The organism is Streptomyces sp. NPDC023157 (genome assembly GCF_055560575.1).
In genome coordinates, this window is the sequence record NZ_JBVHIL010000006.1 from 101,880 (window position 1) to 124,197 (window position 22,318).

General features: G+C 74.0%; 23 protein-coding genes. 10 read left to right on the forward strand and 13 right to left on the reverse strand.

Features of this window, described 5'->3' with window-relative positions:
• The 5 genes from ACZ3ZE_RS22425 to ACZ3ZE_RS22445 all read right to left on the reverse strand — a co-directional run bounded on the left by ACZ3ZE_RS22425 (position 1) and on the right by ACZ3ZE_RS22445 (position 5,849).
• Positions 1-1,365 (reverse strand): NtaA/DmoA family FMN-dependent monooxygenase, encoded by a 1,365-nt coding sequence (locus tag ACZ3ZE_RS22425; RefSeq protein ID WP_467260338.1) that lies wholly within the window; start codon positions 1,363-1,365, stop codon positions 1-3.
• Positions 1,362-2,570, reverse strand: coding sequence for an LLM class flavin-dependent oxidoreductase (locus ACZ3ZE_RS22430; RefSeq protein WP_442304479.1), 1,209 nt, complete (start codon positions 2,568-2,570; stop codon positions 1,362-1,364). The genes ACZ3ZE_RS22425 and ACZ3ZE_RS22430 overlap by 4 nt, the downstream gene beginning before the upstream one ends.
• Before the next feature lie 353 nt (positions 2,571-2,923).
• Positions 2,924-3,508 carry a nucleosidase gene (locus tag ACZ3ZE_RS22435; RefSeq protein ID WP_361627800.1) on the reverse strand — a complete coding sequence of 195 codons (585 nt, stop codon included), beginning with the start codon at positions 3,506-3,508 and terminating at the stop codon, positions 2,924-2,926.
• A gap of 38 nt (positions 3,509-3,546) precedes the next feature.
• Positions 3,547-4,983 (reverse strand): vWA domain-containing protein, encoded by a 1,437-nt coding sequence (locus ACZ3ZE_RS22440; RefSeq protein WP_467260341.1) that lies wholly within the window; start codon positions 4,981-4,983, stop codon positions 3,547-3,549.
• Positions 4,980-5,849 (reverse strand): AAA family ATPase, encoded by an 870-nt coding sequence (locus ACZ3ZE_RS22445; RefSeq protein WP_363290691.1) that lies wholly within the window; start codon positions 5,847-5,849, stop codon positions 4,980-4,982. Before ACZ3ZE_RS22445 ends, ACZ3ZE_RS22440 begins: the two co-directional genes overlap by 4 nt.
• 366 nt (positions 5,850-6,215) lie before the next feature.
• Here ACZ3ZE_RS22445 and ACZ3ZE_RS22450 point away from each other — a divergent pair, with 366 nt between their 5' ends.
• Together ACZ3ZE_RS22450 and ACZ3ZE_RS22455 are read left to right on the forward strand one after the other, a co-directional pair.
• Positions 6,216-7,355 (forward strand): PP2C family protein-serine/threonine phosphatase, encoded by a 1,140-nt coding sequence (locus ACZ3ZE_RS22450; protein ID WP_467260343.1) that lies wholly within the window; start codon positions 6,216-6,218, stop codon positions 7,353-7,355.
• A gap of 83 nt (positions 7,356-7,438) precedes the next feature.
• Positions 7,439-7,807 carry a luciferase domain-containing protein gene (locus ACZ3ZE_RS22455; protein WP_361172377.1) on the forward strand — a complete coding sequence of 123 codons (369 nt, stop codon included), beginning with the start codon at positions 7,439-7,441 and terminating at the stop codon, positions 7,805-7,807.
• 28 nt (positions 7,808-7,835) lie between these two features.
• On the opposite strand, the gene ACZ3ZE_RS22460 is transcribed toward ACZ3ZE_RS22455, so the two are convergent.
• Positions 7,836-8,324, reverse strand: a complete 489-nt coding sequence (locus ACZ3ZE_RS22460; RefSeq protein ID WP_361172380.1) for a PaaI family thioesterase — start codon at positions 8,322-8,324, stop codon at positions 7,836-7,838.
• A gap of 143 nt (positions 8,325-8,467) precedes the next feature.
• Between ACZ3ZE_RS22460 and ACZ3ZE_RS22465 the strand changes: the two genes are divergently transcribed.
• Positions 8,468-8,941, forward strand: coding sequence for a winged helix-turn-helix transcriptional regulator (locus tag ACZ3ZE_RS22465; RefSeq protein ID WP_467260345.1), 474 nt, complete (start codon positions 8,468-8,470; stop codon positions 8,939-8,941).
• A gap of 120 nt (positions 8,942-9,061) precedes the next feature.
• The gene (locus ACZ3ZE_RS22470; protein WP_467260346.1) at positions 9,062-9,952 is read left to right on the forward strand and encodes a YhjD/YihY/BrkB family envelope integrity protein; all 891 of its coding nucleotides are present in this window, start codon (positions 9,062-9,064) and stop codon (positions 9,950-9,952) included.
• A gap of 2 nt (positions 9,953-9,954) precedes the next feature.
• Here ACZ3ZE_RS22470 and ACZ3ZE_RS22475 read toward each other — a convergent pair whose 3' ends face one another.
• Positions 9,955-10,785, reverse strand: a complete 831-nt coding sequence (locus tag ACZ3ZE_RS22475; protein ID WP_467260348.1) for an ABC transporter permease — start codon at positions 10,783-10,785, stop codon at positions 9,955-9,957.
• Positions 10,782-11,693 (reverse strand): ABC transporter ATP-binding protein, encoded by a 912-nt coding sequence (locus ACZ3ZE_RS22480; protein WP_361627782.1) that lies wholly within the window; start codon positions 11,691-11,693, stop codon positions 10,782-10,784. Before ACZ3ZE_RS22480 ends, ACZ3ZE_RS22475 begins: the two co-directional genes overlap by 4 nt.
• Before the next feature lie 133 nt (positions 11,694-11,826).
• Between ACZ3ZE_RS22480 and ACZ3ZE_RS22485 the strand changes: the two genes are divergently transcribed.
• The 3 genes from ACZ3ZE_RS22485 (at position 11,827) to ACZ3ZE_RS22495 (ending at position 14,388) form a co-directional block, all read left to right on the forward strand.
• The gene (locus ACZ3ZE_RS22485; protein WP_361627779.1) at positions 11,827-13,047 is read left to right on the forward strand and encodes a sensor histidine kinase; all 1,221 of its coding nucleotides are present in this window, start codon (positions 11,827-11,829) and stop codon (positions 13,045-13,047) included.
• Positions 13,044-13,778, forward strand: a complete 735-nt coding sequence (locus ACZ3ZE_RS22490) for a response regulator transcription factor (RefSeq protein WP_361172398.1) — start codon at positions 13,044-13,046, stop codon at positions 13,776-13,778. Before ACZ3ZE_RS22485 ends, ACZ3ZE_RS22490 begins: the two co-directional genes overlap by 4 nt.
• A 109-nt stretch (positions 13,779-13,887) precedes the next feature.
• Entirely contained in the window at positions 13,888-14,388 is a 501-nt protein-coding gene (locus tag ACZ3ZE_RS22495) for an NUDIX domain-containing protein (protein ID WP_467260350.1), read from the forward strand.
• Between the two features lie 74 nt (positions 14,389-14,462).
• Here ACZ3ZE_RS22495 and ACZ3ZE_RS22500 read toward each other — a convergent pair whose 3' ends face one another.
• Positions 14,463-14,987 carry an AMIN-like domain-containing (lipo)protein gene (locus ACZ3ZE_RS22500; protein ID WP_363290689.1) on the reverse strand — a complete coding sequence of 175 codons (525 nt, stop codon included), beginning with the start codon at positions 14,985-14,987 and terminating at the stop codon, positions 14,463-14,465.
• 170 nt (positions 14,988-15,157) lie between these two features.
• Between ACZ3ZE_RS22500 and ACZ3ZE_RS22505 the strand changes: the two genes are divergently transcribed.
• The 3 genes from ACZ3ZE_RS22505 (at position 15,158) to ACZ3ZE_RS22515 (ending at position 17,416) form a co-directional block, all read left to right on the forward strand.
• A complete protein-coding gene (locus ACZ3ZE_RS22505; RefSeq protein ID WP_361172407.1) occupies positions 15,158-15,394 on the forward strand; it encodes a hypothetical protein in 237 nt (78 codons plus the stop codon).
• Between the two features lie 73 nt (positions 15,395-15,467).
• Complete coding sequence (locus ACZ3ZE_RS22510) at positions 15,468-15,959, forward strand: peptidylprolyl isomerase (protein ID WP_361172410.1); 492 nt, start codon at positions 15,468-15,470, stop codon at positions 15,957-15,959.
• A gap of 305 nt (positions 15,960-16,264) precedes the next feature.
• The gene (locus ACZ3ZE_RS22515; protein WP_467260353.1) at positions 16,265-17,416 is read left to right on the forward strand and encodes an epoxide hydrolase family protein; all 1,152 of its coding nucleotides are present in this window, start codon (positions 16,265-16,267) and stop codon (positions 17,414-17,416) included.
• Here ACZ3ZE_RS22515 and ACZ3ZE_RS22520 read toward each other — a convergent pair.
• From ACZ3ZE_RS22520 to ACZ3ZE_RS22535, 4 genes are all read right to left on the reverse strand, one after another.
• Positions 17,409-18,170 carry an alpha/beta fold hydrolase gene (locus ACZ3ZE_RS22520; RefSeq protein ID WP_467260355.1) on the reverse strand — a complete coding sequence of 254 codons (762 nt, stop codon included), beginning with the start codon at positions 18,168-18,170 and terminating at the stop codon, positions 17,409-17,411. The genes ACZ3ZE_RS22515 and ACZ3ZE_RS22520 overlap by 8 nt on opposite strands.
• Positions 18,171-18,375: 205 nt before the next feature.
• Positions 18,376-19,215, reverse strand: a complete 840-nt coding sequence (locus ACZ3ZE_RS22525) for an NAD(P)H-binding protein (protein WP_361172419.1) — start codon at positions 19,213-19,215, stop codon at positions 18,376-18,378.
• 152 nt (positions 19,216-19,367) lie between these two features.
• Positions 19,368-19,616, reverse strand: coding sequence for a type B 50S ribosomal protein L31 (locus ACZ3ZE_RS22530; RefSeq protein ID WP_361627757.1), 249 nt, complete (start codon positions 19,614-19,616; stop codon positions 19,368-19,370).
• A 116-nt stretch (positions 19,617-19,732) separates the two neighbouring features.
• Positions 19,733-22,291: a SpoIIE family protein phosphatase gene (locus tag ACZ3ZE_RS22535; protein WP_467260358.1), complete on the reverse strand. Its 2,559-nt coding sequence runs from the start codon at positions 22,289-22,291 to the stop codon at positions 19,733-19,735.
• Positions 22,292-22,318 lie beyond the last annotated feature (27 nt).

A 22,318-nucleotide genomic window follows, 5' to 3' on the forward strand; every position in this document is an offset into this window, starting at 1 on the left:
TCAGGCCAGGGGCGCCAGACCGAGGTGCTCGCGCAGCGTCGTCCCCGTGTACGCCGTGCGGTACACACCGCGCTCCTGGAGCTCCGGGACCAGCAGGTCCACGATGTCGTCCAGGCCGTCCGGGATCAGGTACGGCGAGACGTTGAACCCGTCCAGGGCCCCGTGCCGCACCCAGCGGGCGAACCTGTCGGCGAGCCCCGCCGCCGTGCCCACGTGTCCGCGCTGCGGGCCCAGCTCGATCACCGCCTCCCGCAGCGACCAGCCGTTGGCCTCCGCCTTCGCCCGCCACTCGGCTACGACGCCCCGCGGGTCCGCGACCCGCGCCGAGCCGAACGCGCCGGTGTTCTCCTCGACGACCGGGTCCTCGGCCGGCAGCGGACCGTCGGCGTCGCGCTCCGACAGGTCGATGTTCCACAGCCGGCTCGCGACGGCCAGCGCCGTCGCCGGGGTGACCTGCTCCAGCCGCACCCAGCGGGCCTTCTCCTCGGCCTCCTTCTCGGTCGCGCCGATGACGATCTCCGTGGCCGGCAGGATGCGCAGCGCGTCCTCCGGCCGGCCCGCCGCGCGCAGCCGCCGCCGGATGTCCTCGGCGAAGCCGAGCGCGTCGTCGAAGTCGCGCCCGTGCGCGGAGAAGATGACGTCCGCGTTGCGTGCCGCGAAGTCCCGGCCGACGGGCGAGTCGCCCGCCTGGAAGATCACCGGGTGCCCCTGCGCGCTGCGCGGCAGCGCCGGCACCAGGTCGATGTCGAACTGGGCGCCCGCCGTCCGTACCCGGCCTATCGTGCCCGGCACGGACCAGGTGCGGGCCTCGACCGAGTCGGTCACGGCGCCGTCCGCCCAGCCGTCCCAGATCGCGCGGGCCACGGTGAGGAACTCCTCGGCGCGCCGGTAGCGGTCGGCGTGGTCCAGGAAACCGCCGCGCCGGAAGTTGGCGCCGGTCCAGGCGTTGTCGGTGGTCACGACGTTCCAGCCGGCACGGCCCTGGGAGAGCAGGTCGAGCCCGGCCAGCCGGTGGGCGAGGTCGCCCGGCTCGTTGAAGGTCGTGTTGGACGTCGAGACCAGGCCGATCCGGTGGGTGACGGCCGCGAGCGCGGCGAGCTGCGCGAGGGAGTCGGGGCGCCCGGCGACGTCCAGGTCGTGGATGTGTCCGTCGGTCTCGCGCAGCCGCAGCCCGTCGCCGAGGAAGAAGGCGTCGAACAGGCCGCGTTCGGCGGTCTGGGCGACCTTCCGGAAGGAGGCCGGGTCGATCTGGGAGCCGCTGGCGGGGTCGGACCAGATGGTCCAGTGGTTGACGCCCTGGAAGAAGACGCCGAAGTGCAGCTGGGCGTCGGGGCGGGGGACGTCGTGCGGGTCGGTGCCGGTCATCGGTTCCCCTCCCGGGTGGTGGCGGGCGTGGTGGCGGAGGTCGCGGCGGATGCCGGGGCGGCGGAGGATCCCGTGGCGGCGGAGGCAGGAGAGGGTGCCGTGGCGGCCGTGGCGGCGAAGCGGCTCTCGGGGCGGGGGAGGCCGAGGGTGGTGCGCAGAGTGGTGCCCGGCAGCGGGCGCGCTGCCACCCGCCGTGCGAACAGCTCGGGCAGGACGAGCCGCGAGAGCACCGACAGGTCCTCGTCGAGGACCAGCGGGTGCAGCCGCACCCCGTCGACCAGGGCGCTCAACTCCTCCAGGAGATCCGCGAGTCCCTGCGCGGAGCCGGTGTACCGCAGGCGGCCGGGCGGCCGGCCCGTACTCCCGTCCCAGGGGGCGAACCGGTCCAGGTCCGCGATGCGCTCCGCGGCCGTCTCGCCCGGGGTGTCCAGGGCGACCTCGAGCTCGGCGAAGGCGAGCGGAGCGCCCGAGGCCGCGGCGGCCGCGCCGAGCAGCGCGGGGGAGGAACCCTCGACGAGCGCCACGTCGACGAGCCCGGGCGGGACGAGCCCGGCGGGCGCCAGGACCACGGGCCTGCCCTGCGGCGGGCGCGGCACGATCGCCGGGCCCTTCACGCTGTACGTCTCGCCCTCGAAGTCGACGTAGTGCAACCGCTCGCGGTCGAGGTAGCGGCTCGTGGCGACGGACCGGATGACGGCGTCGTCCTCCCACGAGTCCCACAGGTCCCGCGCCACCTGGAGCCCGTCCACGGCCTCGCGGCGCAGCGCCGGCTCGCCCTCGACGCGGGGCCGCCCCCAGGCGCGGGCGGCCTCGGCGCTCTCCTCCACGTCGAGCACCCAGCCGGCCCGGCCCACCGAGACGTGGTCGAGCGAGGCGATCCGGGTGGAGACGTGGAACGGCTCGGCGTAGGTCGTAGCGAGGACCGGCGCCACGCCGATCACGCTGGTGGAGGCGGCGATGAACGCGGCCCGCTCCACCGCCCCGATCCGGCCCGCCGGGCCGCCGACGGCGGCCGAGGCGGGCGGCAGGACGGAGTCGTCGAGGGTGACGAGGGTGAACCCGGCGTTCTCGGCGACGGCCGCGACCTTGGCGATCCGGCGCGGCGTGAGCAGCTCGCCGGGGGCGTGGGCGGCGCGGCGCCACGCGGCGGGATGGGCACCGTCACCGTCGATCTCGACGGCCAGGTGCAGGGCAGGGTGAGGCATGGGGGTCCTTCCGGAACGACACGGCGAAACGCGACGGCGCGCCGCCCCGAGCCGTGAGGGCACGGCACGGCGGACGCCGGCCCGAGACCGCGCGCGGGCGCGGCGACGGGGTGGGATTCAGCGGTGTGCGGAAGGACAGATGGCGGAGGCGGTGCGGCAGAAGTCGACATGCCGCCGACAGCTCAGCAGAGCCCCCGCCCACACGACACCACGACCGCGACGCGGCGCGGCGAGGGGTGCGGGCACGGGAGCCTCCAGGGTCCGGAACGGAACGCCCCAGCTTAGGCAGGCACGGTTCCGGCCTGTCAAGGTGGTTCTGACTGGCGGACGTTCGGGCGGGGGCGGTCCCCCCGCTACGCCCGGTACGGCGTGTTCGCCGCCGCCCAGTCGGCGAGCGCGCGGGCGCAGTCGGCGACCGACTCGCGCCAGCTGCGGGCCGCCCCCTCGCCGGCCTCGTCGCTGACGTGCTTCACCAGCCGGACCGGGACCCCGGCGAGGCCGGCCGCGTTGGCCAGGGAGTACCCCTCCATGTCGACCAGAGCGGCGCGGGCCGCGAGGCGCATGCGCGCGGCCTCGTCCGAGACGAACGTGTCACCGGTGGCGAGGACCACGTCGCCGCCGCCGGTGAGGGTGAGCGGCGCGCCGTACGTCTCGCCGGTGAGGGTGGCGAGCAGCTCGCTGTCCAGGTCGTGCTGGATGACCGTACCGACGACATGGGTGCCGCTCCAGCCGGGGCGCAGCGCGCCCGCCGTGCCGAGGTTGACGACCTCGGAGGGGCGCGGCCCGCGGGCGAGAACGGTGGAGAGCGCCGTCGCCGCGTTGACCTTGCCCATGCCCGTGAGCAGGATCGGCAGATCCGTGTCGAGGTACTGCGCCTCCTCCTTCACCGCGAGGACGAGCAGGGGACGGCCGGCGGTGATCTCACCCGAGAGTTCCATGCGCCTCACGCTACCCCGTACGGCGGAGCGGGCGGCGCTCAGACCGGGAGCAGGCGGCCGATGAGCTCCCCGAGCTGCCGCGCGTCCCGGCAGGGGCGCATGTCGACGAGCTCGGCGTAGGCGTGGGCGACCGAGTCGCCGGTCGACCACAGGGAGCGCTGCTCCGGGTTGAGCCAGTACACCCGACGGGCCCGCTCGGCGATCAGCGCGAGCGCCGGGAGCCGCGGGTCGCTGTTGTTGGTGCGGGCATCGCCGAGCACGAACACGACGGTACGGGGGCCCAGCGCACCCAGGTGGCGCTCGGTGAACTCGTCGAGCGCCGTCCCGTAGTCGCTCTGCCCGTGCCAGCCGGTCAGCGTCGCCTCGGCGAGGATCCGCTCGCCGAGCCCGGCGGGGTCCGCCCGGCCCCGGGCGACCAGATCCGTCACCTCGTCGGTGCGGTTGACGAAGGCGAAGACCCGGACCCGGCTGAACTGGTCGTGCAGGGCCTGCACCAGCAGCATCGTGAAGTGCGCGAAGCCCGCGACGGAGCCCGAGACGTCGCACAGCAGCACCAGTTCGGGCCGCCCGGGCCGCCGCTGCCGCAGCACCGGGCGCATCGGCACGCCCCCGGTCGACAGGGAACGCCGCAGGGTGCGCCGCAGGTCGATCTCGCCGCGCGCGGCCTTGCGGCGCCGCGCCGCGAGCCGGGTCGCGAGCCGCCGGGCCAGCGGGCGCACCGTACGCCGCAGCTCGTCGAGCTGGTCCCGTCCGGCGAGCAGGAAGTCGATCCGGTCGGGTGTCGTGCCGACCGCCCGGCGGGCCACCCGGTCCCGGCCCTGGCGCTCGGCCACCCGGCGGCGTGCCTCGGTGCGCACGCGTGCGCGGAAGTCCTCGATGCGGCGCCGGATCTCGTCGTCGGTCAGCCGGTCCGCGAACTCCGGCGCCCCGTCGGTGCCCTCGCGCAGCATCGCCCGGACCCGGACGAGCAGCGTCTCGGGCCGCAGCCGGGACAGCGTCTGGTACGAGGACCAGCCGTCCGAGCCGGGGGAGGAGCCGTATCCGCCGAGCCCGCCGACCGCCTCGCCGGCCAGCTGGTTCAGGGCCGCGTCGTCCCCGGCCGCGAGGGCGGCGGCGAGCCGCTCGCGCAGCTGCTCCCGCAGCCGGGCGGGATCGGTGGGGCGGTCGGCGGCCGGGTCGCCGTCCCCCGGGTCGGCGCCCGCCGGGTGGCCCGCCGTCTCCGTGCGCCCGGGGACCTCGTCGCCCGGCAGCGCTTCGACGAGCGGGAAGTACAGGTCGAAGACCCGGTCGAACACGGGCCGCCGGTCCTCGCCGTGCAGGAGCGTGGCGGCGAGCGCCGCCCGCATCCGCTCCCGGTCGTCGAACCCGACGGCTTCGAGCGCGAGCCCCGCGTCGACGGTCTCGCCCGTGCCGATCCCGAAGCCGTGCGCCCGCAGCGCCCGCACCAGGCCGGTGACCCGGTCGGCGGCGGTCACAGCGCGTCCAGGTCCAGCTTGGCCGCCGCCTTCACGATGTCCTCCTGGTGCTTGAGGATCACACCGAGGCTGCTGCGGACGACCTCGTCGGACAGCGTGTCCGCGCCGAGCGCGAGCAGCGTGCGGGCCCAGTCGACGGTCTCCGACACCGAGGGCGCCTTGCGCAGGTCCATCGCGCGCAGCGCGCCCACGACCCGGACCACCGAGGCCGTGAGGGCCTCGTCGATGCCGGGCACCTTGCTGCGGACGATCCGCCGCTCCAACTCCTCCTCGGGGAAACCGATGTGGAGGAAGAGACAGCGCCGGCGCAGGGCCTCGGAGAGCTCGCGGCTCGCGTTGGAGGTGAGGACGACGAAGGGGCGCCGGGTGGCGGAGATGGTGCCCAGCTCGGGCACGGTGACCTGGAAGTCGCTCAGCACCTCCAGAAGCAGCCCCTCGACCTCGACGTCGGCCTTGTCGGTCTCGTCGATCAGCAGCACGGTCGGCTCGTCGGAACGGATCGCGGTGAGCAGCGGGCGGGGGAGCAGGAACTCCTCGCCGAAGATGTCGGTGCGGGTCTCGTCCCAGCTCTCGCCGCGGCCGGCGGTGATCCGCAGCAACTGCTTGGCGTGGTTCCACTCGTACAGGGCGCGGGACTCGTCGACGCCCTCGTAGCACTGGAGGCGCACCAGGCGCGCTCCGGCGACCTGGGCGACCGCCTTGGCGAGCTCGGTCTTGCCGACCCCGGCGGGCCCCTCGACGAGCAGCGGCTTGCCGAGCCGATCGGCGAGGAACACGGTGGTGGCGACGGCGGGCGAGGCCAGATAGCCGGTGGCGGCGAGCCGCTCGGCGACCTCGTCGACGGAGTGGAAGTACCCGGTCGTCATTGCTGTTCCCCCGGAGATACGCGTGAGTTACCGGCCAGTAGTGGGAGAGTACCCGTGGGATGCCCCCGTGTGTTGGGTGTTGTCGGGCGCCGGGCGCCGGGCGCCGGGTGTCGGGCGTCGGGTGTCGGGCGTCGGGTGTCGGGTGTCGGTCGGACGTCGGGCCGGCGGCCCTGACCGGGCACGGGACCCGGGACCCGGGACCCGGGACCCGGGACCCGGGACCCGGGACCCGGGCCCGCGATCGGCGTGGAGCGGCCCGGCCGGGGCCTCACGGAGGGTGACCCCGCGCTGGTCCGGGGGGTGCCGCGCGCGCGGCGGTCGGGCCGCTGATGGAATGGGGGTGAGGGGAACGGCGGTGGAGGTGCGGTGGCGGAGCGAGCTGGGGAGCGGACCTGGCCGGAGGGGGAGTACGAGGCCGTCCTGGCCCGGCTCGACGCCATGGAGCACGCGGCGGCCGAGATAGGCACCTCGCTCGACGAGCGGACCGTCTGCGGCGAGCTGGCGGCCTTCCTCGTCCGCCGGGTCGCCGACGCGGCGCTCGTCGACCTCCGGTCGTCCGACGATGCCCCGCCGCTGCGGGCCGCGGCCGCCGGTGACACCGCGCTCCTGGACGGATCGACCGCGCCCGCGGTGCTCGTGCTGCCGATGCTCGCGCGGGACGGGGCGGACCTGGGGCGGGTACGGGTGGCCAGGACCGGCCGCGCGTTCACGGCGCACGAGAGCGCGGTCGTCGCGCACGCCGTACAGCTCGCCGCCCTCCACCTCGGCCACGCCCGCCGGCTGGCCGCCACCGAGGCCACAGCACTGCACCTGCAGCGCGCTCTGGTCGCCGAGCCGGGCCGGCCGCACCCCAACCTGGAGATCGCCGGACGCTACCTCCCGGCCGGTCCGCGCACCCTCGTCGGCGGCGACTGGTTCGAGACGGTGCGGCTCCACTTCGGGCGCAGCCTGCTCGTGGTCGGCGACGTGATGGGACACGGCCTCGACGCCGCCGTGGACATGAACGCCTACCGCAGCGCCCTGCGCGAGGTCGCCGCCACCGACCTGCCCCCGCACCGGGTGCTGCGCCAACTGGACGCCGTCGTCGCCGAGGACGAGGGCCGCCGTCCCGCGACCTGCCTGCTCATCCAGGTCGACCCGGCCCGCTCCACGGCGACCTTCGCCAGCGCCGGCCACCTCCCGCCGGTCGTCTTCGCCGCCGACGGCTCGGCCGAACTCGTGGACCTCCCCGTGGGCCCGCCGCTCGGCACCGGCCTCGGCGGCTACGAACCGGCCGTCCGCACCGTCACCCCCGCCGACACCCTCCTGATGTTCACCGACGGCCTCGTCGAACGGCGCGGCGAGGACATCGACCACTCGCTCGCCCGGCTCGCCGCACTCCGGCTACCGGCCGGATCCGGCCCGGAGGCCGTCGTCGACGAGGTACTGCGCCGACTCGACGCGCACACCGCGGAGGACGACGTCGCGGTGCTCGCCGCCCGGGTCCGCGAACGCCCCGCACCCTGACCGGAGTCGACTGTTTTGCGCCTGGGCGGGATTCTTTCCGCAGGACGCTTGTGCGCGCCCCCGGGGAGGGGCACGCTCCTCGTATGAACACAGCCAGGCACGCCAGTGAACGCCTGATGAGCTGGCCCTCGCTGATCGCCGACCACGCACCCTGCGGCGCCGAGCTCGGACTGCGCACCGCGACGCAGGAGATCGTGCACTTCCACGGCGAACACGAGGCCGACGTCCACCTCACCCGTGCCATGATCGCCCGGCTGCGCCCGGCCCTCCTCGGGTCGAGCGCGCTACGCCTGAAGGCGGGGTCAGGCTGGGTGACGGTCCGCCTGGACATGGGCTCGGACATCGACCTGCTGGCCACCCTGGTGAGCGCGGCCCTCCAGGCGACCGGCGAGCCCTATCCGGCCCACGACCCGGCCCCGGACCACTGCACCCGCACCCGCGTGCGCTGCTGACGAACCGTCCGGGACGCCAGGTCGTGTCCTAGCCCACCGGGAAGATCATGCAGGTGCTCGTCGCGTGACCGAGCAGCCGGTCCTGGGAGTCGTACAGGCCCGCCTCGGCGAGCGCCGTGCGCCGGCCCTGACTGAGGACCGTGCCGATCGCGCGGACCTTGCCGGTGTCCTTCGTGATCGGCCGCAGGAAACGGGTCGACAGGTCCAGCGAGGTGTACGCCATGCCCTGAGGGAGCGTGGAGTGCACCGCGCAGCCGGCCGCCGAGTCGAGCAGCGTCGCGTAGACGCCTCCGTGGACGCTGCCGATCGGGTTGTAGTGCTCCTCGCCCGGCTCGAAGCCGAAGACGGCCCGGCCGTGCTCCACCTCGTCCAGACCGAAGCCCAGCAGGGCGCCGAGCGGAGCCGCGGGAAGCCGGCCCGCGGCGATCTCGCGCAGGAAGTCCAGGCCCGCCATCCTGCCCGCGGCGTCCGCGGTGGCCGCCGCGTCCTGCCAGTGCACCGTCCGTGACCGCTCCATCGTGCTTCCCTCCGCCGGGACCCGTCGGTGGCCCGGCGTGCCCGTGATCCACATCTGATGATCCATGTCTAGCTTCGAAGATCGAAGCTAGAGGGGCTTTCGGCTGACTGTCAACATCGCAGCCAGCTGACTACAGTGTGACGATGCAGTACCTGGAGATGGACACCGAGAACTGCCCGGTCCGCCGCGCGCTCGACCTCGTCGGCGAGAAGTGGTCCCTGCTGATCCTGCGGGACGCCTTCAACGGGGTACGCCGCTACGACGACTTCCGCCGCCACCTCGGACTCTCCGAGGCCGTCCTCGCCGACCGCCTCCGTAAGCTGGTCGCCGCCGACATCCTCCGCGTCGAGCCCTACCGCGAACCGGGTACGCGCACCCGCTCGCAGTACCGCCTGACCTCCAAGGGACGCGACCTGTGGCCCGTCCTGCTCGCCCTCAAACAGTGGGGCGACACCCACGCCGGGGATCCCGCCGGCACGCCCCTCGACATCCGTCACACCGAATGCGGCGCTCCCGTCCGCGTCGAGGTCGTCTGCGCCGCCGAGGACCACACGACCCTCACCCCCCACGAGGTGACCGTCCGCCCCGGCCCCGCCGCCCGCCCCCGTCACACCTGACCCACGCGGCTCCTCTCCACCGATCCCGACGACACCCGGCTGCACCCGGCCGGGTCCTACTGCACCCGATCGGCGGCATGCCGGACGGGTTCGGGCGACGAGCGGGGTACTCGACGAGACATGCCCCCCACTTCCGGTGCGCCGCACAACGGTGCCCCCGCCGAGCACGGCCACTGGTTCCACCGGCTTCACGAACGCCTCCTCGCCTCACCGGTCGGGCTCGCCTGGAACCGCGGGCGCGAGATGGAACTCATGCACCGCGCCATGGGGTTCGCCGCACTCAGCCTGCTCACCCTCGTCCCCCTCCTCATCGTGGTGGCCGCCGCCGACCTCGCCAGCGGCCAGGGCTTCGCCCGCTGGCTCATCCAGGGCCTGGGCGTCTCCCAGGTCTCCCAGGAAGAGGTCGAGCGGCTCTTCGGCCAGCCGGGGCAGGCACTCCAACGCACCACCGCCTTCGGCCTCGCCGCCCTCGCCGCCTTCGGCGTGACCTTCGGCTCGGCCGTCCAGACCGGCTACGAACGCGTATGGGACCTGCCCACCGCCCGCTGGCACACCATGTGGCGCCACGTCGTCTGGCTCGCCGTCCTCGTCGCCGCCCTCCTCCTCTTCGTCGCCAACCCGGCCCCCGAGGACTCGCCCGCCGGTCTCACCGTCCTCGTCGCCCTCGGCGACCTCGTCGGCACCTTCCTCTTCTTCTGGTGGTCCCAGCGCTTCCTGCTCTGCGGGCGCATCCGCTGGCGCGCCCTGCTGCCCGGCGCCGTCCTGACCGCCCTCGGCCTCCTCGGCCTGCGGATCTTCTCCCAGTTCGTCTTCTCCCCGCTGATCGCCTCCAACGCCGTCACCTACGGCCAGTTCGGCACCGTCCTCGTCCTGCAGTCCTGGCTCGTCGGCGTCGGCTTCGTCGTGTACGGGGGCGCCCTCGCCGGCCGCCTCGTCCACGAACACCTCGTCCCGCGCCGCCTGCGCCGTGCCGCGCGCGGCACGGTCGGCCCCGGCCCCCGGCGCCGCTGACCTCACTGGTCCCGGCGCTGCACCGAGAACACCGTCACCGCGGCCGCCGCCAGCGCCCACGCCCCGTACACCAGCCACGCCCCGCCGACCGTCCACGGGAACGGCGCGGGCCAGTCCCCGATCTGCAGCAGACGCTGCCAGGCCTTCTGCGGCTGCAGATGGGCCAGCACCGCCGACCAGTGCCGCTTCTCGCTGATCACCGCAGGCACCACCAGGAGCAGCACCACACTGGACACGATCGTCGATGCGCTGTTGCGCAGCAGCGTCCCGAGCGCCATCCCCACCAGCGAGCTGACCGGCGCGAGCAGCGCCGAGGCCACCGCGATCCGCACGGCCCCGGGGTGGCTGATCGGCAGACCGATGCCGTGGGCGGACAGGATGGCCTGGCTCACCCAGAACGACACCCCGGCGACCACCAGGCCGAAGCCGGTCATCACCGCCGTCACCACGAGCACCTTCGCCGCCATCACCGACCGCCGCGCCGGCACCGCGGCGAAGGTCGTGCGTATCTGCCCGCTGGCGTACTCGCCGACCACCGTCATCGCCCCCATCGAGGCGGTCGCGAGGATCAGCACCATCCCCGCGTTCCCCGTGAACGCGTCCAGCAGCGCCATGCCCTCCCGGACGAACCGGGCCTGACTCTCCGCGTCGTACGCCGTCCAGTACCGGTAGTGGTCCCAGGCCTGGCCCGCGTTGAACGCGATCACCACCAGCGCGCCCAGCAACAGCGACCAGCCGGTCGAACGCAGCGACCACAGCTTGAGCCATTCGGACGCGAGCAGATCGCGGAAGCGGGCGCGGGGCTCCGTCACGGGAAGGGCGAGCGCGGTCATCGGGCGTCTCCTGCCAGGTACTCGACGCTGTCGGCGGTCAGTTCCATGAACGCTTCCTCCAAGGAGGACGTACGGGTGGTCAGCTGGTGCAGCGGCATCCGGTGGTCGAGGGCCAGGTCGCCGATCCGGGCGGCGCTCAGCCCCGTCACCGTGAGGAGCCCGCCGTCCTCCGCCTCCACCGCCGCGCCCTCCGCGACGAGCAGGGCGCTCAGCGCCTCGGCCGCGGGCGTACCGACCGTGACGCTCAGTCGCGTGCCGCGCGCCGCGAAGGCCGTGAGGCTCTCCGCCGCGATGAGCGAACCGCGGCCGACCACCACGAGGTCGTCCGCCGTGTGCTCCATCTCGCTCATCAGATGACTGGAGACGAAGACCGTGCGCCCCTCGGCCGCCAGCCGCCGGAACAGGCCCCGCACCCACTTCACACCCTCCGGGTCCAAGCCGTTCAACGGCTCGTCGAAGAGCAGCACCGGCGGATCGCCCAGCAGCGCCGCGGCGATCCCCAACCGCTGTCGCATGCCCAGCGAATAGCCCCCGATCCTGCGCCGGGCGGCGCCCGCGAGCCCGACCTCCTCCAGCAGCGCGTCGACCCGGGCTCCCGGAATGCGGTTGCTCCGCGCGAGTATCCCCAGATGCGCCCGGGCCGTCCGCCCGCCGTGCACGTCCCCCGCGTCGAGCAGGGCGCCCACGTGCCGCAGGCCGCGAGGCAGCGCGCGGAACGGCCGGCCCGAGACGGTCACCGAACCGCTGGTCGGCGCGTGCAGCCCGAGGATCATCCGCAGTGTGGTGCTCTTCCCCGCCCCGTTCGGCCCGAGAAAGCCCGTCACGCGGCCCGGGCGGACGGTGAACGTGAGTGAATCGACGGCGGTCGTGGCGCCGTACCGCTTGGTGAGGTCCCTGACTTCGATCATGGCACCACCGTGCCGCCCGCACCCCACCGCCCACATCGGACCACGGACGACAATCCCGCCCGGCCGATGTCAACCCAGGGTGTACCCCTCAAGGTCAATGTGCCGGACCCGCCCCCGCGTCTACGATCACCGCATGTCCGCCACCCCGCCTCCACCGGCGCTGAAACGGCTGCCGCCGGGCGTTCTGGCGGCCGTCGGCTGGGCCGCCGGGCTGCTGTTCACCCTGCTGCTCCGGGTCCGGCTGCCCGGCCAGCCATCTGCCGACGTCCCGGTCGGCGTGTTCTTCGTCCGCTGGGACGGCATCACGATCCTCGCCCTGTCCACCCTCCTCGCCCTGGGCGGCTGCGTCCTGCTCGCCCGCCGGCCGCTGCCCGCGGTCGCCCTGCTGCTCGCCGCCGCGACCGGCGCCTCCTTCCCGCTCGGCGTCGGCGAGATCCCGCTCGCCCAGTTCCTCGCCGTCGACGTGGCCCTCTACACGGTCGCCGCCACCCGGCCGTCGCGCACCGGGACAGGCGCCCTGCTCCTCTCCCTCGGCACCCTCGGCGGCTATCTCGGCACCCGGCTGCTCCTCGGCTGGGCCGTGGGCACCACGGCCGAGCTCGCCGTCGCCCTCACCGCCGTCATCGCCTGGCTCCTCGGCCGCTCCGCCCACCAGTCCCGCAGCCACGCCGCACAGGCACGCGACCAGGTCGCGGAGCGGGCCGTCACCGCCGAACGGCTGCGGATCGCCCGGGAGATGCACGACATGGTCGCCCACAGCATCGGCATCGTCGCCCTCCAGGCCGGTGCCGCCCGACGGGTCATCGACACCCAGCCCGACCGAGCCCGCGAAGCCCTCACCGAGGTGGAGAAGGCCAGCCGCGAGACCCTCGCCGGACTGCGCCGCATGCTCGGCGCCTTGCGCCAGGCCGACGCCGCCGGGAGCGGGCGGCCCGCACACCTCCCCGAGATGCCCGGCCTCGCCGACCTGGACCGGCTCGCCGAGGCCACCACCGCCGCGGGCGTGCCCGTGCGCGTGCGCACGGTCGGCGAACCGAGGCAACTGCCCCCGGAGATCGACCTGTCGGCCTTCCGCATCGTCCAGGAGGCCGTCACCAACGTCGTCCGCCACGCGGGCGAAGCCTCCTGCGAGGTCACCGTCTTCCACGGCGCCGACCTGGTCACCGTCACCGTCGAGGACGACGGCCCGGGCCCCCGTGCCGGCGCGCGGACCCCGGGCTCCGGCCTCGGTCTCGCCGGCATGCGCGAGCGCGTCACCCTGCTGCACGGAGAGTTCACCGCCGGACCCCGCCCCGGCGGCGGCTTCCGCGTCCACGCCCGCCTGCCCGTACCCACCGGAGTGCACGTCCCATGACCCAGGCCCCGCCCCCAGCCCCGTCCCCGTCCCCGTCCGAGTCCGCCACCCCGGGCCCGGCCCCGGCGCCCGTCCGTGTCGTGCTCGCCGACGACCAGCCGCTCGTCCGCACCGCCCTGCAGATGGTCATCACCGACGCCTCCGACCTCGCAGTCGTCGGCGAGGCGGGCGACGGAGCCGAGGCCGTGCGGCTCGTCGAGGAGACCGGAGCCGATGTCGTCGTCATGGACCTGCGCATGCCCGGCATGGACGGCATCGAGGCCACCCGGCTGCTGACCAGCGGCGGCGGCACCGCCCGGGTGGTCGTCCTCACCACCTTCGACGACGACGACAACGTCTACGCGGCGCTGCGCGCCGGGGCCTCCGGGTTCCTCGTCAAGGACATGGCCCTGGACGACATCCTCGCCGCCGTCCGCGTCGTCGCCTCCGGTGACGCCCTGATCGCCCCGAGCGTCACCGGGCGCCTGATCAAGGAGTTCGCCGCCCGGCCCGCCGCCCCCGGAGGGCGACGGAGCGCGGAGCGGCTCGCCGGGCGGGTCACCGAGCGCGAGCGTGAGGTCCTGACCCTCGTCGGACGCGGCCTGTCCAACACCGAGATCGCCGCCGAACTGCACCTCAGCGTCGCCACCGCCAAGACGTACGTCACCCGGCTGCTGGCCAAGCTGGACGCCCGCGACCGGGTGCAGCTGGTCATCCTCGCGTACGAGACGGGGCTCGTCTCCGCCTCCTGAGCCGAGGTGATCACACGATCCGGTGACGCCTCCCCGTGGAGCCCGGCCGGGCCGCGCGGACCGCTTGGATGGGAGGTGATCCCACCGCTCCGTCGAGAGAGAGCCGCCCATGGCGAACACCTGGCTGCCGCCCGCCGAGTACATCGCGACGCTGCCGCGAGCGACCGCGTACGCCTGCCTCTACTTCACCGACACCCAGGGCCGCCCGTTCCAGCTGCGCGCCACCTACGAGACCGAGCTGTGGCAGTGGCCCGGCGGGAACATGGACCCGGGGGAGACCCCCTGGCAGACGGCGGTGCGGGAGTGCCGCGAGGAGACCGGACTGGTCTACGAGGGTGAACCGCGACTCCTCGGAACGCACTTCACCCGCGACCGCGGCGAGAACTGGCCGGCCAACCACATCGGCTTCATCTTCGACGGCGGCGAGCTGACCGACGCGCAGATCGCCTCCGTCGTCCTCGACCCCGAGGAGCACACCGAGTACCGGCTGCGGACACTCGCCGAGTGGGAGCGGGAGATGCACCCGCTCAACTTCCGGCGGCTCGCCGAGATCGACCGGGCCCGGCGGACGCGGACGTCGGTGTACGTGGAGACGGCCGAGGAGTTCTGACCGGCCGGATCACGAGGAAGGGGGCGGGGGCGTCGCTGTGGACGGTCCCGCCCCGGGACGGACGGCGGGGGAGCTCACCTCGGGCATGCGGCCGGGTGGTGGGCGATGTCGAGCACGAAGCGCTCGGGCGAGTGCAGTGCGAAGGACTTGTACACGGGCTTGCTGTCGAAGGCCGCTCCTATGGTCACCACGCCCTCGAAGTCGCCGGTGAGGGCGACGCCCTTGAGGGCGGGCAGATGGATCCGCGTGAGCCGGGGCCCCTGGTAGACGGACCGTCCGGACTGATCGTGGGCGGCGGCGGGCGAGAGCTTGATCTCCAGGAAGAACTTCCCCGCGAGCGGGACCCGGTGCCCGGAGCCGTCGTAACGCAGGACCTTCACCGGTCGGACGCTCACCGGGGGCAGGGTGCCCCGGACGTCGACGACCAGCCGGTCGAAGGTGGGATGGGCGCCCCAGCGGACGTCGACGACCTGGGCCGTGGCCGGAGGGTGCGTCGTACGGGGTGGAGCGGCCCCGGCGTCGGCCGGGATCGTGGCGCCGATCCCGGCGGCGAGAACGATGCCCGCGGCCGTTGCCGCGAGGCTCTGACGGTGAAGCATGGCGTCCCCCGGACTTCTTCGGGGATGGGGACAGTGGTGTCACTGGGAAGGACATTCACCCCAGCCGTATGGTTCCGTCCGATTTGCGAATTTACGGACTTGATGCAGTATGCGCGAGAGAATCCACGCGGCAGCCGTAACCTCGGCGCCGCTCGACAGTTGACCAGGCCATGAAGAAGCGCAGCATGCTCGCCATCGCCTCCCTCGCCGCCGGTGTCGTCACCGCCCTCGTCTCCCCGGCCCCGCACGCCGACGCGGCGGCGCCCGGGCCCGCCGACGCCGTCACCGGCCTCCTCCAGGAGGACCAGGTCCTGCAGGACGACCAGGGCGTCGGCTCCCTCCTGGGCGACACCGTCCAGGGTGCCGACGGCGCCGTCCAGGCCCCGGAGGCCGGCGGCCTCATCTGACGCGGGGCGGTCCACCACCCGGCCGGGGGTGGCCCGTGCGCGAGGAGTGCCGCAGGAATGACAGGATGTCCTCATGAGCGAGAACGTTTACTTCGACATCACCATCAACGACGAGCCGGCCGGCCGGATCGTCTTCAAGCTGTACGACGACGTCGTCCCGAAGACGGCGCGCAACTTCCGCGAGCTGGCCACCGGCGAGCACGGCTTCGGCTACGAGGGCTCCCCGTTCCACCGCGTCATCCCCGCCTTCATGCTCCAGGGCGGTGACTTCACCAACGAGAACGGCACCGGCGGCAAGAGCATCTACGGCGAGAAGTTCGCGGACGAGAACTTCACCCTCAAGCACGACCGCCCGTTCCTGCTGTCGATGGCGAACGCCGGCCGCAACACCAACGGCTCGCAGTTCTTCATCACCACCGTCGTGACCGACTGGCTGGACGGCAAGCACGTCGTCTTCGGCGAGGTCGTCGAGGGCTCGGACATCGTCAAGAAGATCGAGGGCCTCGGCTCCCAGTCCGGCGCCCCCAAGGCGAAGATCAAGGTCGCCAAGTCCGGCACCGTCTAGGTCCGACCCGACCGCACGGCCCCGGCCGAGCAGTACACCGACCCGCCCCCGTGCCCCAGGCCCGGGGGCGGTCGAGTATGATCCGTGCGCGCGTCGGCGCCTCATCAGGATGCGCCGCGCCGCCACGGCCGGTAGGTTCGGAACGCAGCACGGTCCGCGGCACACGCCGCGTCGACCACACGCCGTACCGGGAGGTGAGCCCCACATGCACGAGCAGTACCCCGCACGGGCCCTCCCCGACGCCGCGTCACGCTGACCCGCGCCGGGAGCGCCCGAACCGTCGAGCACTCCCCAGCGAAGGAACCATGACCGTCACCCCCTTCCGGATCTCCGTGTCCGAGGACGTCCTGCGCGATCTGCGCGCCCGACTCACCCGCACGCTCTTCACCGAGCCGTCCGACTCCACCTACTGGGCCGCCGGCACCGACCCCGGCTGGCTGCGTGAACTCGTCGCCCACTGGGCCGACGGCTTCGACTGGGCGGAGGCCGAGGAGCGGCTGAACGCCTTCCCGCAGTTCCGCGCCCACATCGCCGGCCGCGCCGTGCACTTCGTCCACCTGCGCGCCCGGCGAGGGGCCGTCCCCGACGGGCCCGCCCGGCTGCCACTCGTCCTCACCCACGGCTGGCCGAGCAGCTTCGTGGAGATGCTGCCGCTCGCCGAACGGCTCGCCGACCCGGCCGCGCACGGCGGCGACCCGGCCGACGCCGTCGACGTCGTCGTCCCGTCTCTGCCGGGATTCCTCTACTCGGACCTCCCCGACGGCCCGTTCACCCGCAGGGGCTCCGCCGAGACCTGGCACACCCTGATGACCGAGACCCTCGGCTACGAGCGCTACGGCGCCTTCGGCGGCGACATCGGAGGCGGCGTCACCCAGTGGCTCGGCGCCCTGCACCCCGAGGCGGTGGCGGGCGTGCACATCACCTCCGCCGTCGTCTCCGCGGACTTCGCCGCCCAGCCGCCGACCGCCAGGGAGCGCACCTACCTGGACGCCCTCGCCGCCTACGAGGAACGGGACCAGGGCTACAGCGAGATCATGTGCACCCGGCCCGACACCCTCGCGGCGGCCCTGCGGGACTCGCCGGCGGGGCTGCTCGCCTGGATCGCCGACAAGTACCGCGACTGGAGCGACTGCGGCGGTGACCTGGAGAAGCGCTGGGACCGCGAGAGCCTGCTCACCGTCGCCACCCTCTACTGGGCGACGGGCACGATCGGCTCCTCCTTCCGGCAGTACTACGACTACCACCACAACCGGGCCGTGCCGCCCGTCCGGGTCCCCGCGGCCGTCACCCTCAGCCACGAACCCGCCTACGCCGACTACCCCCGCAGCCTCGCCGAGCGGGTCTTCCGAGACCTGAGGCACTGGAGCACCCCGGGCCGCGGCGGCCACTTCATGGCCTACGAGGAACCCGACCAGGTCGCCGCGGAACTGCGCGCGTTCTTCCAGCCGCTCAGCTGAGGGCGCGGGCCAGGGACCGGGCGAAGCCGTCCGGATTGTCGATCATCATGTTGTGCCCGGCGTCCGGGACCTCGATCACCGGTATGCCCTGGCCCGCTGCCTTCTCGGCGTCGGCGTCGGCGTCCGGCAGGCTGAGCGAGCCGACCAGGAAGGCCTTCGGGCGCTGGAGAGCCGCCAGCAGCTCGCCCGGCGCCGGGATCGAACTCTCCACCAGGGCCACCGCGCTGCGGTGCACGGCGAGCGGATCGGCGAGCCGGAGCCGCGCCGCGTAGTCCGCCCGGTCCTGGGCCGCCACCATCGCGGCGAAGCCCTCGCGGACGAAGGACTCCACGTCCTGCGCCGCGACCGGGGACGAGAACGCGCCCCCGCCCGGGTACAGGTTGGGTTCGGCCACCACGAGACGGTCCACCAGATCCGGGCGGGAGGCGGCCAGATGGACGGCGACGGCGCCGCCCATCGAGTGCCCGACCAGCTCGACACCGGTCAGCCCCTCGTGGTCGAGGATCCGGGCGACGGCCGCCGCCTGCGACTCCATGCGGTAGTCGAAGGCGCGCGGCCGGTCGCTCAGCCCGTACCCCAGCAGGTCCACCAGGAGCGAGCGGCGCCCCGCGAGCGCCGGATGGGTGGCGATGTGCGCGAAGTCGGAGCCGCCCGTGCACCCGAGGCCGTGGACGAACACCCGCGCGGGCCCCGCACCGGGCAGATCGAGCCAGCGCACATACCCCTGCGCCTCCGTCAGAAACAGCTCCCGCATGGCCCCTCGCCTCTCGTCACACCTCGCCGGCCCGGCTCCCCACCGGTGCCGATCACCCTACGAGGCGGCACTGACAACGGCCCGGGACAACGGACCGGGAGGGCGATTCGGGAGAGCGATCCGGTACGACGCCTCCCGGACGCCGACCCCGGACGCCGACCCCGGACGCCGCCCCCGGGATGACCACCGCACGCCAACCGCCGCCTCACGCGAAAGCGAAGGCGTTGCGCTCCGCCCAGGCCGAGAAGGGGCGTCCCGGGCGCCCGAGCACCCGCTCCACGTCCGGGCTCACCCGCCGCTCGTCGGCGCGCGGCTCGCCCATGACCGCCAGCATCCCGTCCACGGCCACCTCCGGCAGGAACCGCACCAGCTCCGCCCGCGCCTCCGCCCGGGACTGCGCCACGAACCGCACCGGCGCCCCCACCGCGCCCGCCAGCGCCGCAGCCTGCTCGCGCGGGGTGACGGCGGCAGGGCCCGTCAGCACGTACGTACGCCCGTGGTGGACGCCCTCGCGCAGGACGGCCGCCGCCACGTCGGCGATGTCCGCCGGGTCGACGACCGGCATGGCCACGTCGGCGAAGGGCGCGGCGACGCTCCGCGCGGTCCGTACGGACTCGGCCCACATGAAGGCGTTGGAGGCGAAGCCGGAGGGGCGCAGCACGGTCCACTCCAGACCGGACCCGCGCACCGCCGCCTCGAAGTTCCTCAGCGGGGCGTGCGACACCGACTCCGGCCGGGTGCCGAGGAGCTGAGAGGACTGCAGGACGAGCCTGCGCACCCCCGCGGCCACCGCCGCGTCCACGATCTCGCGCGGACGCAGCTCCTCGCCGACACCGGCGACCAGCAGAAACACCGCGTCGGCGCCGTCGAACACCGCCTTCAGCTCCACCGGGCGGCCCAGGTCCCCCACCCGGTGCCGCACCCCGGCGGGCAGCGCGGCCTCCGGGGCACGGCGGCTCACCGCGGTGACGTCCTCGCCGGCCGCGGCCAGCGCCTCCACCAGCGCGCGGCCGACGTTCCCGGTGGCTCCGGTGACAACGATCATGATCGATTCCTTCCGAGGAGAGAGAAGAGACGACCGGGTGGAGCGGGAGGCCCCGCCGCGGTCATGACACTCATCCTGGAAGGCGAACTGGTCATCCTCTGGCCAGTTATGAAGGAGGGTTCAGCCCTCCCCGCCGTTGCGCCGCTGAGCGTTCAGCTCTCCTCGCCGTAGCGGCGCTCGAACTTCGCGATCCGCCCCTCGCTGTCGACCGTCCGTGCCTTGCCCGTGTAGAAGGGGTGGCTCTCGGAGGAGATCTCGACGTCCACCACCGGGTACGTCTCGCCGTCGTCCCACTCGATGGTCTGGTCGCTGCTCGCCGTGGAACGGGTCAGGAACGCGAACCCGGCGGAGCGGTCCCGGAAGACCACGGGCCCGTACTCCGGCTGCTTGTCCTTCTGCACTTGTCCTCCTCGGACGGCCTGACACGGTTCCCCCGGTGCACCCAGCCTCTCCGGGCACGGCCCCCGCGACCAGCGCCGCACACCCGACCGGGTGACGGCCGCCGCCCGGGGCGCCGTCAGGAGTGATGCTCGCGCGGCCGCCAGCGGGCCGCCAGGAGCAGGGCGATGTCGTCCGGCCGGTCGGTGGACCGGGCCTCGCGGATCAGGCGGTCGGCCGTGTCCGCGAGCGCGGCGGTCCCCGTGGTGGCGAAGGTGCGGCGCAGACGCTCGATGCCCTCGTCGATGTCGGTGCCCGGGCGCTCCACCAGACCGTCCGTGAACAGCGCCAGGACGTCGCCGGGATCGAGACGCAGCCGCGTCACCGGATAGGTAGCGGTGCTATCCACCCCCAGCACCACACCGCCCGCGAGCTCCACCACCTCGGTGGTGCCGTCCGCCCGCCGGATGAGCGGCTGCGGATGCCCCGCGCGGACCGCCTGCACGTCACCCGTCTCCGCGTCGAGCACCGCGTAGCAGCAGCTCGCGAACTGGCCCGGATCCAGGTCGATCAGGAGCCGGTTGGTACCCCGCACCACGTCCTGCGGCCGGTGCCCGCTCAGGGCGAACGCCCGTACCGCGCTGCGCAGCTGCCCCATCGTGGCCGCGGCGGCCACCCCGTGGCCCTGCACGTCGCCGATGACCAGGGCCAGCTGTCCGTGGTGGCCCGTCTCGATCACGTCGTACCAGTCGCCGCCCACCTCCATGCCCTCGGTGCCCGGCAGATAGCGGCCCACCGTGTCCACGCCCTCGTGCACCGGCAGCCGGTGGGGGAGCAGCGCGTCCTGCAGGCCACGGGCGAGCGCGGTCTCGGAGTCGTACCGCTGGGCCCGTTCGAGGGCTTGGGCGATCAGACCGGCGAGCGCCGTGAGCACCGTCCGCTCCTCGGCGGTGAAGCCCCGTGGGCGGTCGAAGCCGAGGATGCACGAACCCACCGGCCGCCCCGAGGCGATCAGCGGCAGGAACGCCCGCGCGCCCGAGTGCGCGTCCATCGGCAGCCCCGGATAGGCCGCGCCCAGCTGCTCCATCGACTCGAAGAACAGCGGGCGGCCCGTCGTCAGCGTCTCCACCCCCGGCATCCGCGCGTCCAGCCGTACCCCGTCGAAGGGCTCCAGGAACCCCGTCGGGAAGCCCGTCTCCCAGGCCAGGTAGAGGTGCCGTTCGCTCAGCAGGTAGATCGCGAGCTGCCGGCCTCCGAAGGCGGGCAGGAGCTCCTCGGTGACCACCGCGGACACCTGCCGGGCCGTCACCGCCTCCGACAGCGCGATGGCGAGCGCCACCGGACGGTAGAGGGCCGCGGCCCGCCCCTCGGGGGAGGAGAGCCCGTCGGTGTCGGAGGCGCCGTTCTCGCCGCCCGTCGGCCGGTGGGCCGGATCGCTCTCCGGGACCAGCACCATCGTCACCCCGTCGTGCCCCGGGTACAGCGACACCGACAGCCACTCGCCCCGCCCCGGGTGGGCCAGGAAGTGCGTCGCCCGGTCCGAGAGCAGCGCCCCGCGCAACTGCTCCTCGTGGTACGGATGCGAGAACCAGGGCAGGGCGTCCCACAGCGGACGCCCGGCCAGGGCGCGGCGCGGCATGCCGAGCAGCGACTCCGTCCGGTCGTTCACATAGGTGATCCGGCCGAGCCGGTCGATGGCCAGGATCGCGCGGGGCAGCCGGTCGGTCGCGTCCGAGCCGACCAGCCCGGTACCGAGGTCGATCAGCGAGCCGGTCAGGATCTTTCCCTCGCCGGCGCCCGGCACCGTGCGCGCGGTCACCTCCAGCAGGTGCAGCCCGCCGTCCGGCCCCTTCAGGCGGATCCGGCGCGCCGTCGGGCCGCCCGTACCGGCCGCCTGCCGGGCCAGCGCCCACAGCGCGTAGGAGTCCTCCGGCATGAGCCGGGCGGTCAGGGCGTCGACGGTCCACGGGAACGGGGCCGTCTCGCCGAGGATCGCCCGCAGACCGGCGTCGGCCGTGACCGTCCCCGTGTCCAAGTTCCAGTCGAAGTAGCCGATCCGTACGGGCGGCGACGTCTGCGTCGGCAGTTGCACGCCGACCGGCTCGCCGGGCCACTCCACCTTCGTCCCGGCGGCTTCGAGGGCCGCCAGGTCCGTCCCGAGCCGCCGCGCCTCCTGGAGCATCCGGCCCCGGTCCCGCGCGGCCACCGGCACCCCCGGCGTCGGCGCCCGCAGCACCACCAGCACCCCGTACCGCTCCCGGCCGCCGACGACCGGCGCGTACAGGGAGGCGAAGGGGAACGGCAGGCTCGCCACCAGCTGCGGGAAGAGCCGCATGGCCTCCTCCACGTCCCCCAGGTGCACCGGCTGCCCGGACCGGTGCGCCTCCGCCACCGGGAACGGCCGGTTCACATGCATCCGCCACCACGGGCGGAACAGCGGCGCCGGCAGCCCCGCCAGCATCGCGAGCCGCAGCAGCCCCGGCGTACCGGACTGCAGATAGACGCCGCCCGCGTACCCGCCGACCGCCTCCACCGACCGCAGCGCCGCCTCCGTGAGGACCAGCGCCAAGGCGTCCGGCACCGGCCCGTCGACGCCGGCGCCCCGGGACGGGGGGCCGGCCTCGGCCGACGGGGCGGGACCGGCCGCGCCGTACGACGTCACACAGCCAGGATGCTCCGGCCCGCACGGCCCACGCATCCGGAGGTACGAACGTGTGAACCGCCC

What these genes read in the sequence shown, in the direction of transcription:
- ACZ3ZE_RS22465 (WP_467260345.1), top strand. Translation starts at nt 8,468, where the DNA reads ATGCAGTACCTGGAGATGGACACCGAGAACTGCCCGGTCCGCCGCGCG.
- ACZ3ZE_RS22500 (WP_363290689.1), bottom strand. Translation starts at nt 14,987, where the DNA reads ATGCTTCACCGTCAGAGCCTCGCGGCAACGGCCGCGGGCATCGTTCTC.
- ACZ3ZE_RS22480 (WP_361627782.1), bottom strand. Translation starts at nt 11,693, where the DNA reads ATGATCGAAGTCAGGGACCTCACCAAGCGGTACGGCGCCACGACCGCC.
- ACZ3ZE_RS22425 (WP_467260338.1), bottom strand. Translation starts at nt 1,365, where the DNA reads ATGACCGGCACCGACCCGCACGACGTCCCCCGCCCCGACGCCCAGCTG.
- ACZ3ZE_RS22485 (WP_361627779.1), top strand. Translation starts at nt 11,827, where the DNA reads ATGTCCGCCACCCCGCCTCCACCGGCGCTGAAACGGCTGCCGCCGGGC.
- ACZ3ZE_RS22490 (WP_361172398.1), top strand. Translation starts at nt 13,044, where the DNA reads ATGACCCAGGCCCCGCCCCCAGCCCCGTCCCCGTCCCCGTCCGAGTCC.
- ACZ3ZE_RS22495 (WP_467260350.1), top strand. Translation starts at nt 13,888, where the DNA reads ATGGCGAACACCTGGCTGCCGCCCGCCGAGTACATCGCGACGCTGCCG.
- ACZ3ZE_RS22515 (WP_467260353.1), top strand. Translation starts at nt 16,265, where the DNA reads ATGACCGTCACCCCCTTCCGGATCTCCGTGTCCGAGGACGTCCTGCGC.
- ACZ3ZE_RS22460 (WP_361172380.1), bottom strand. Translation starts at nt 8,324, where the DNA reads ATGGAGCGGTCACGGACGGTGCACTGGCAGGACGCGGCGGCCACCGCG.
- ACZ3ZE_RS22505 (WP_361172407.1), top strand. Translation starts at nt 15,158, where the DNA reads ATGAAGAAGCGCAGCATGCTCGCCATCGCCTCCCTCGCCGCCGGTGTC.
- ACZ3ZE_RS22520 (WP_467260355.1), bottom strand. Translation starts at nt 18,170, where the DNA reads ATGCGGGAGCTGTTTCTGACGGAGGCGCAGGGGTATGTGCGCTGGCTC.
- ACZ3ZE_RS22525 (WP_361172419.1), bottom strand. Translation starts at nt 19,215, where the DNA reads ATGATCGTTGTCACCGGAGCCACCGGGAACGTCGGCCGCGCGCTGGTG.
- ACZ3ZE_RS22435 (WP_361627800.1), bottom strand. Translation starts at nt 3,508, where the DNA reads ATGGAACTCTCGGGTGAGATCACCGCCGGCCGTCCCCTGCTCGTCCTC.
- ACZ3ZE_RS22430 (WP_442304479.1), bottom strand. Translation starts at nt 2,570, where the DNA reads ATGCCTCACCCTGCCCTGCACCTGGCCGTCGAGATCGACGGTGACGGT.
- ACZ3ZE_RS22475 (WP_467260348.1), bottom strand. Translation starts at nt 10,785, where the DNA reads ATGACCGCGCTCGCCCTTCCCGTGACGGAGCCCCGCGCCCGCTTCCGC.
- ACZ3ZE_RS22510 (WP_361172410.1), top strand. Translation starts at nt 15,468, where the DNA reads ATGAGCGAGAACGTTTACTTCGACATCACCATCAACGACGAGCCGGCC.
- ACZ3ZE_RS22455 (WP_361172377.1), top strand. Translation starts at nt 7,439, where the DNA reads ATGAACACAGCCAGGCACGCCAGTGAACGCCTGATGAGCTGGCCCTCG.
- ACZ3ZE_RS22445 (WP_363290691.1), bottom strand. Translation starts at nt 5,849, where the DNA reads ATGACGACCGGGTACTTCCACTCCGTCGACGAGGTCGCCGAGCGGCTC.
- ACZ3ZE_RS22535 (WP_467260358.1), bottom strand. Translation starts at nt 22,291, where the DNA reads ATGCGTGGGCCGTGCGGGCCGGAGCATCCTGGCTGTGTGACGTCGTAC.
- ACZ3ZE_RS22470 (WP_467260346.1), top strand. Translation starts at nt 9,062, where the DNA reads ATGCCCCCCACTTCCGGTGCGCCGCACAACGGTGCCCCCGCCGAGCAC.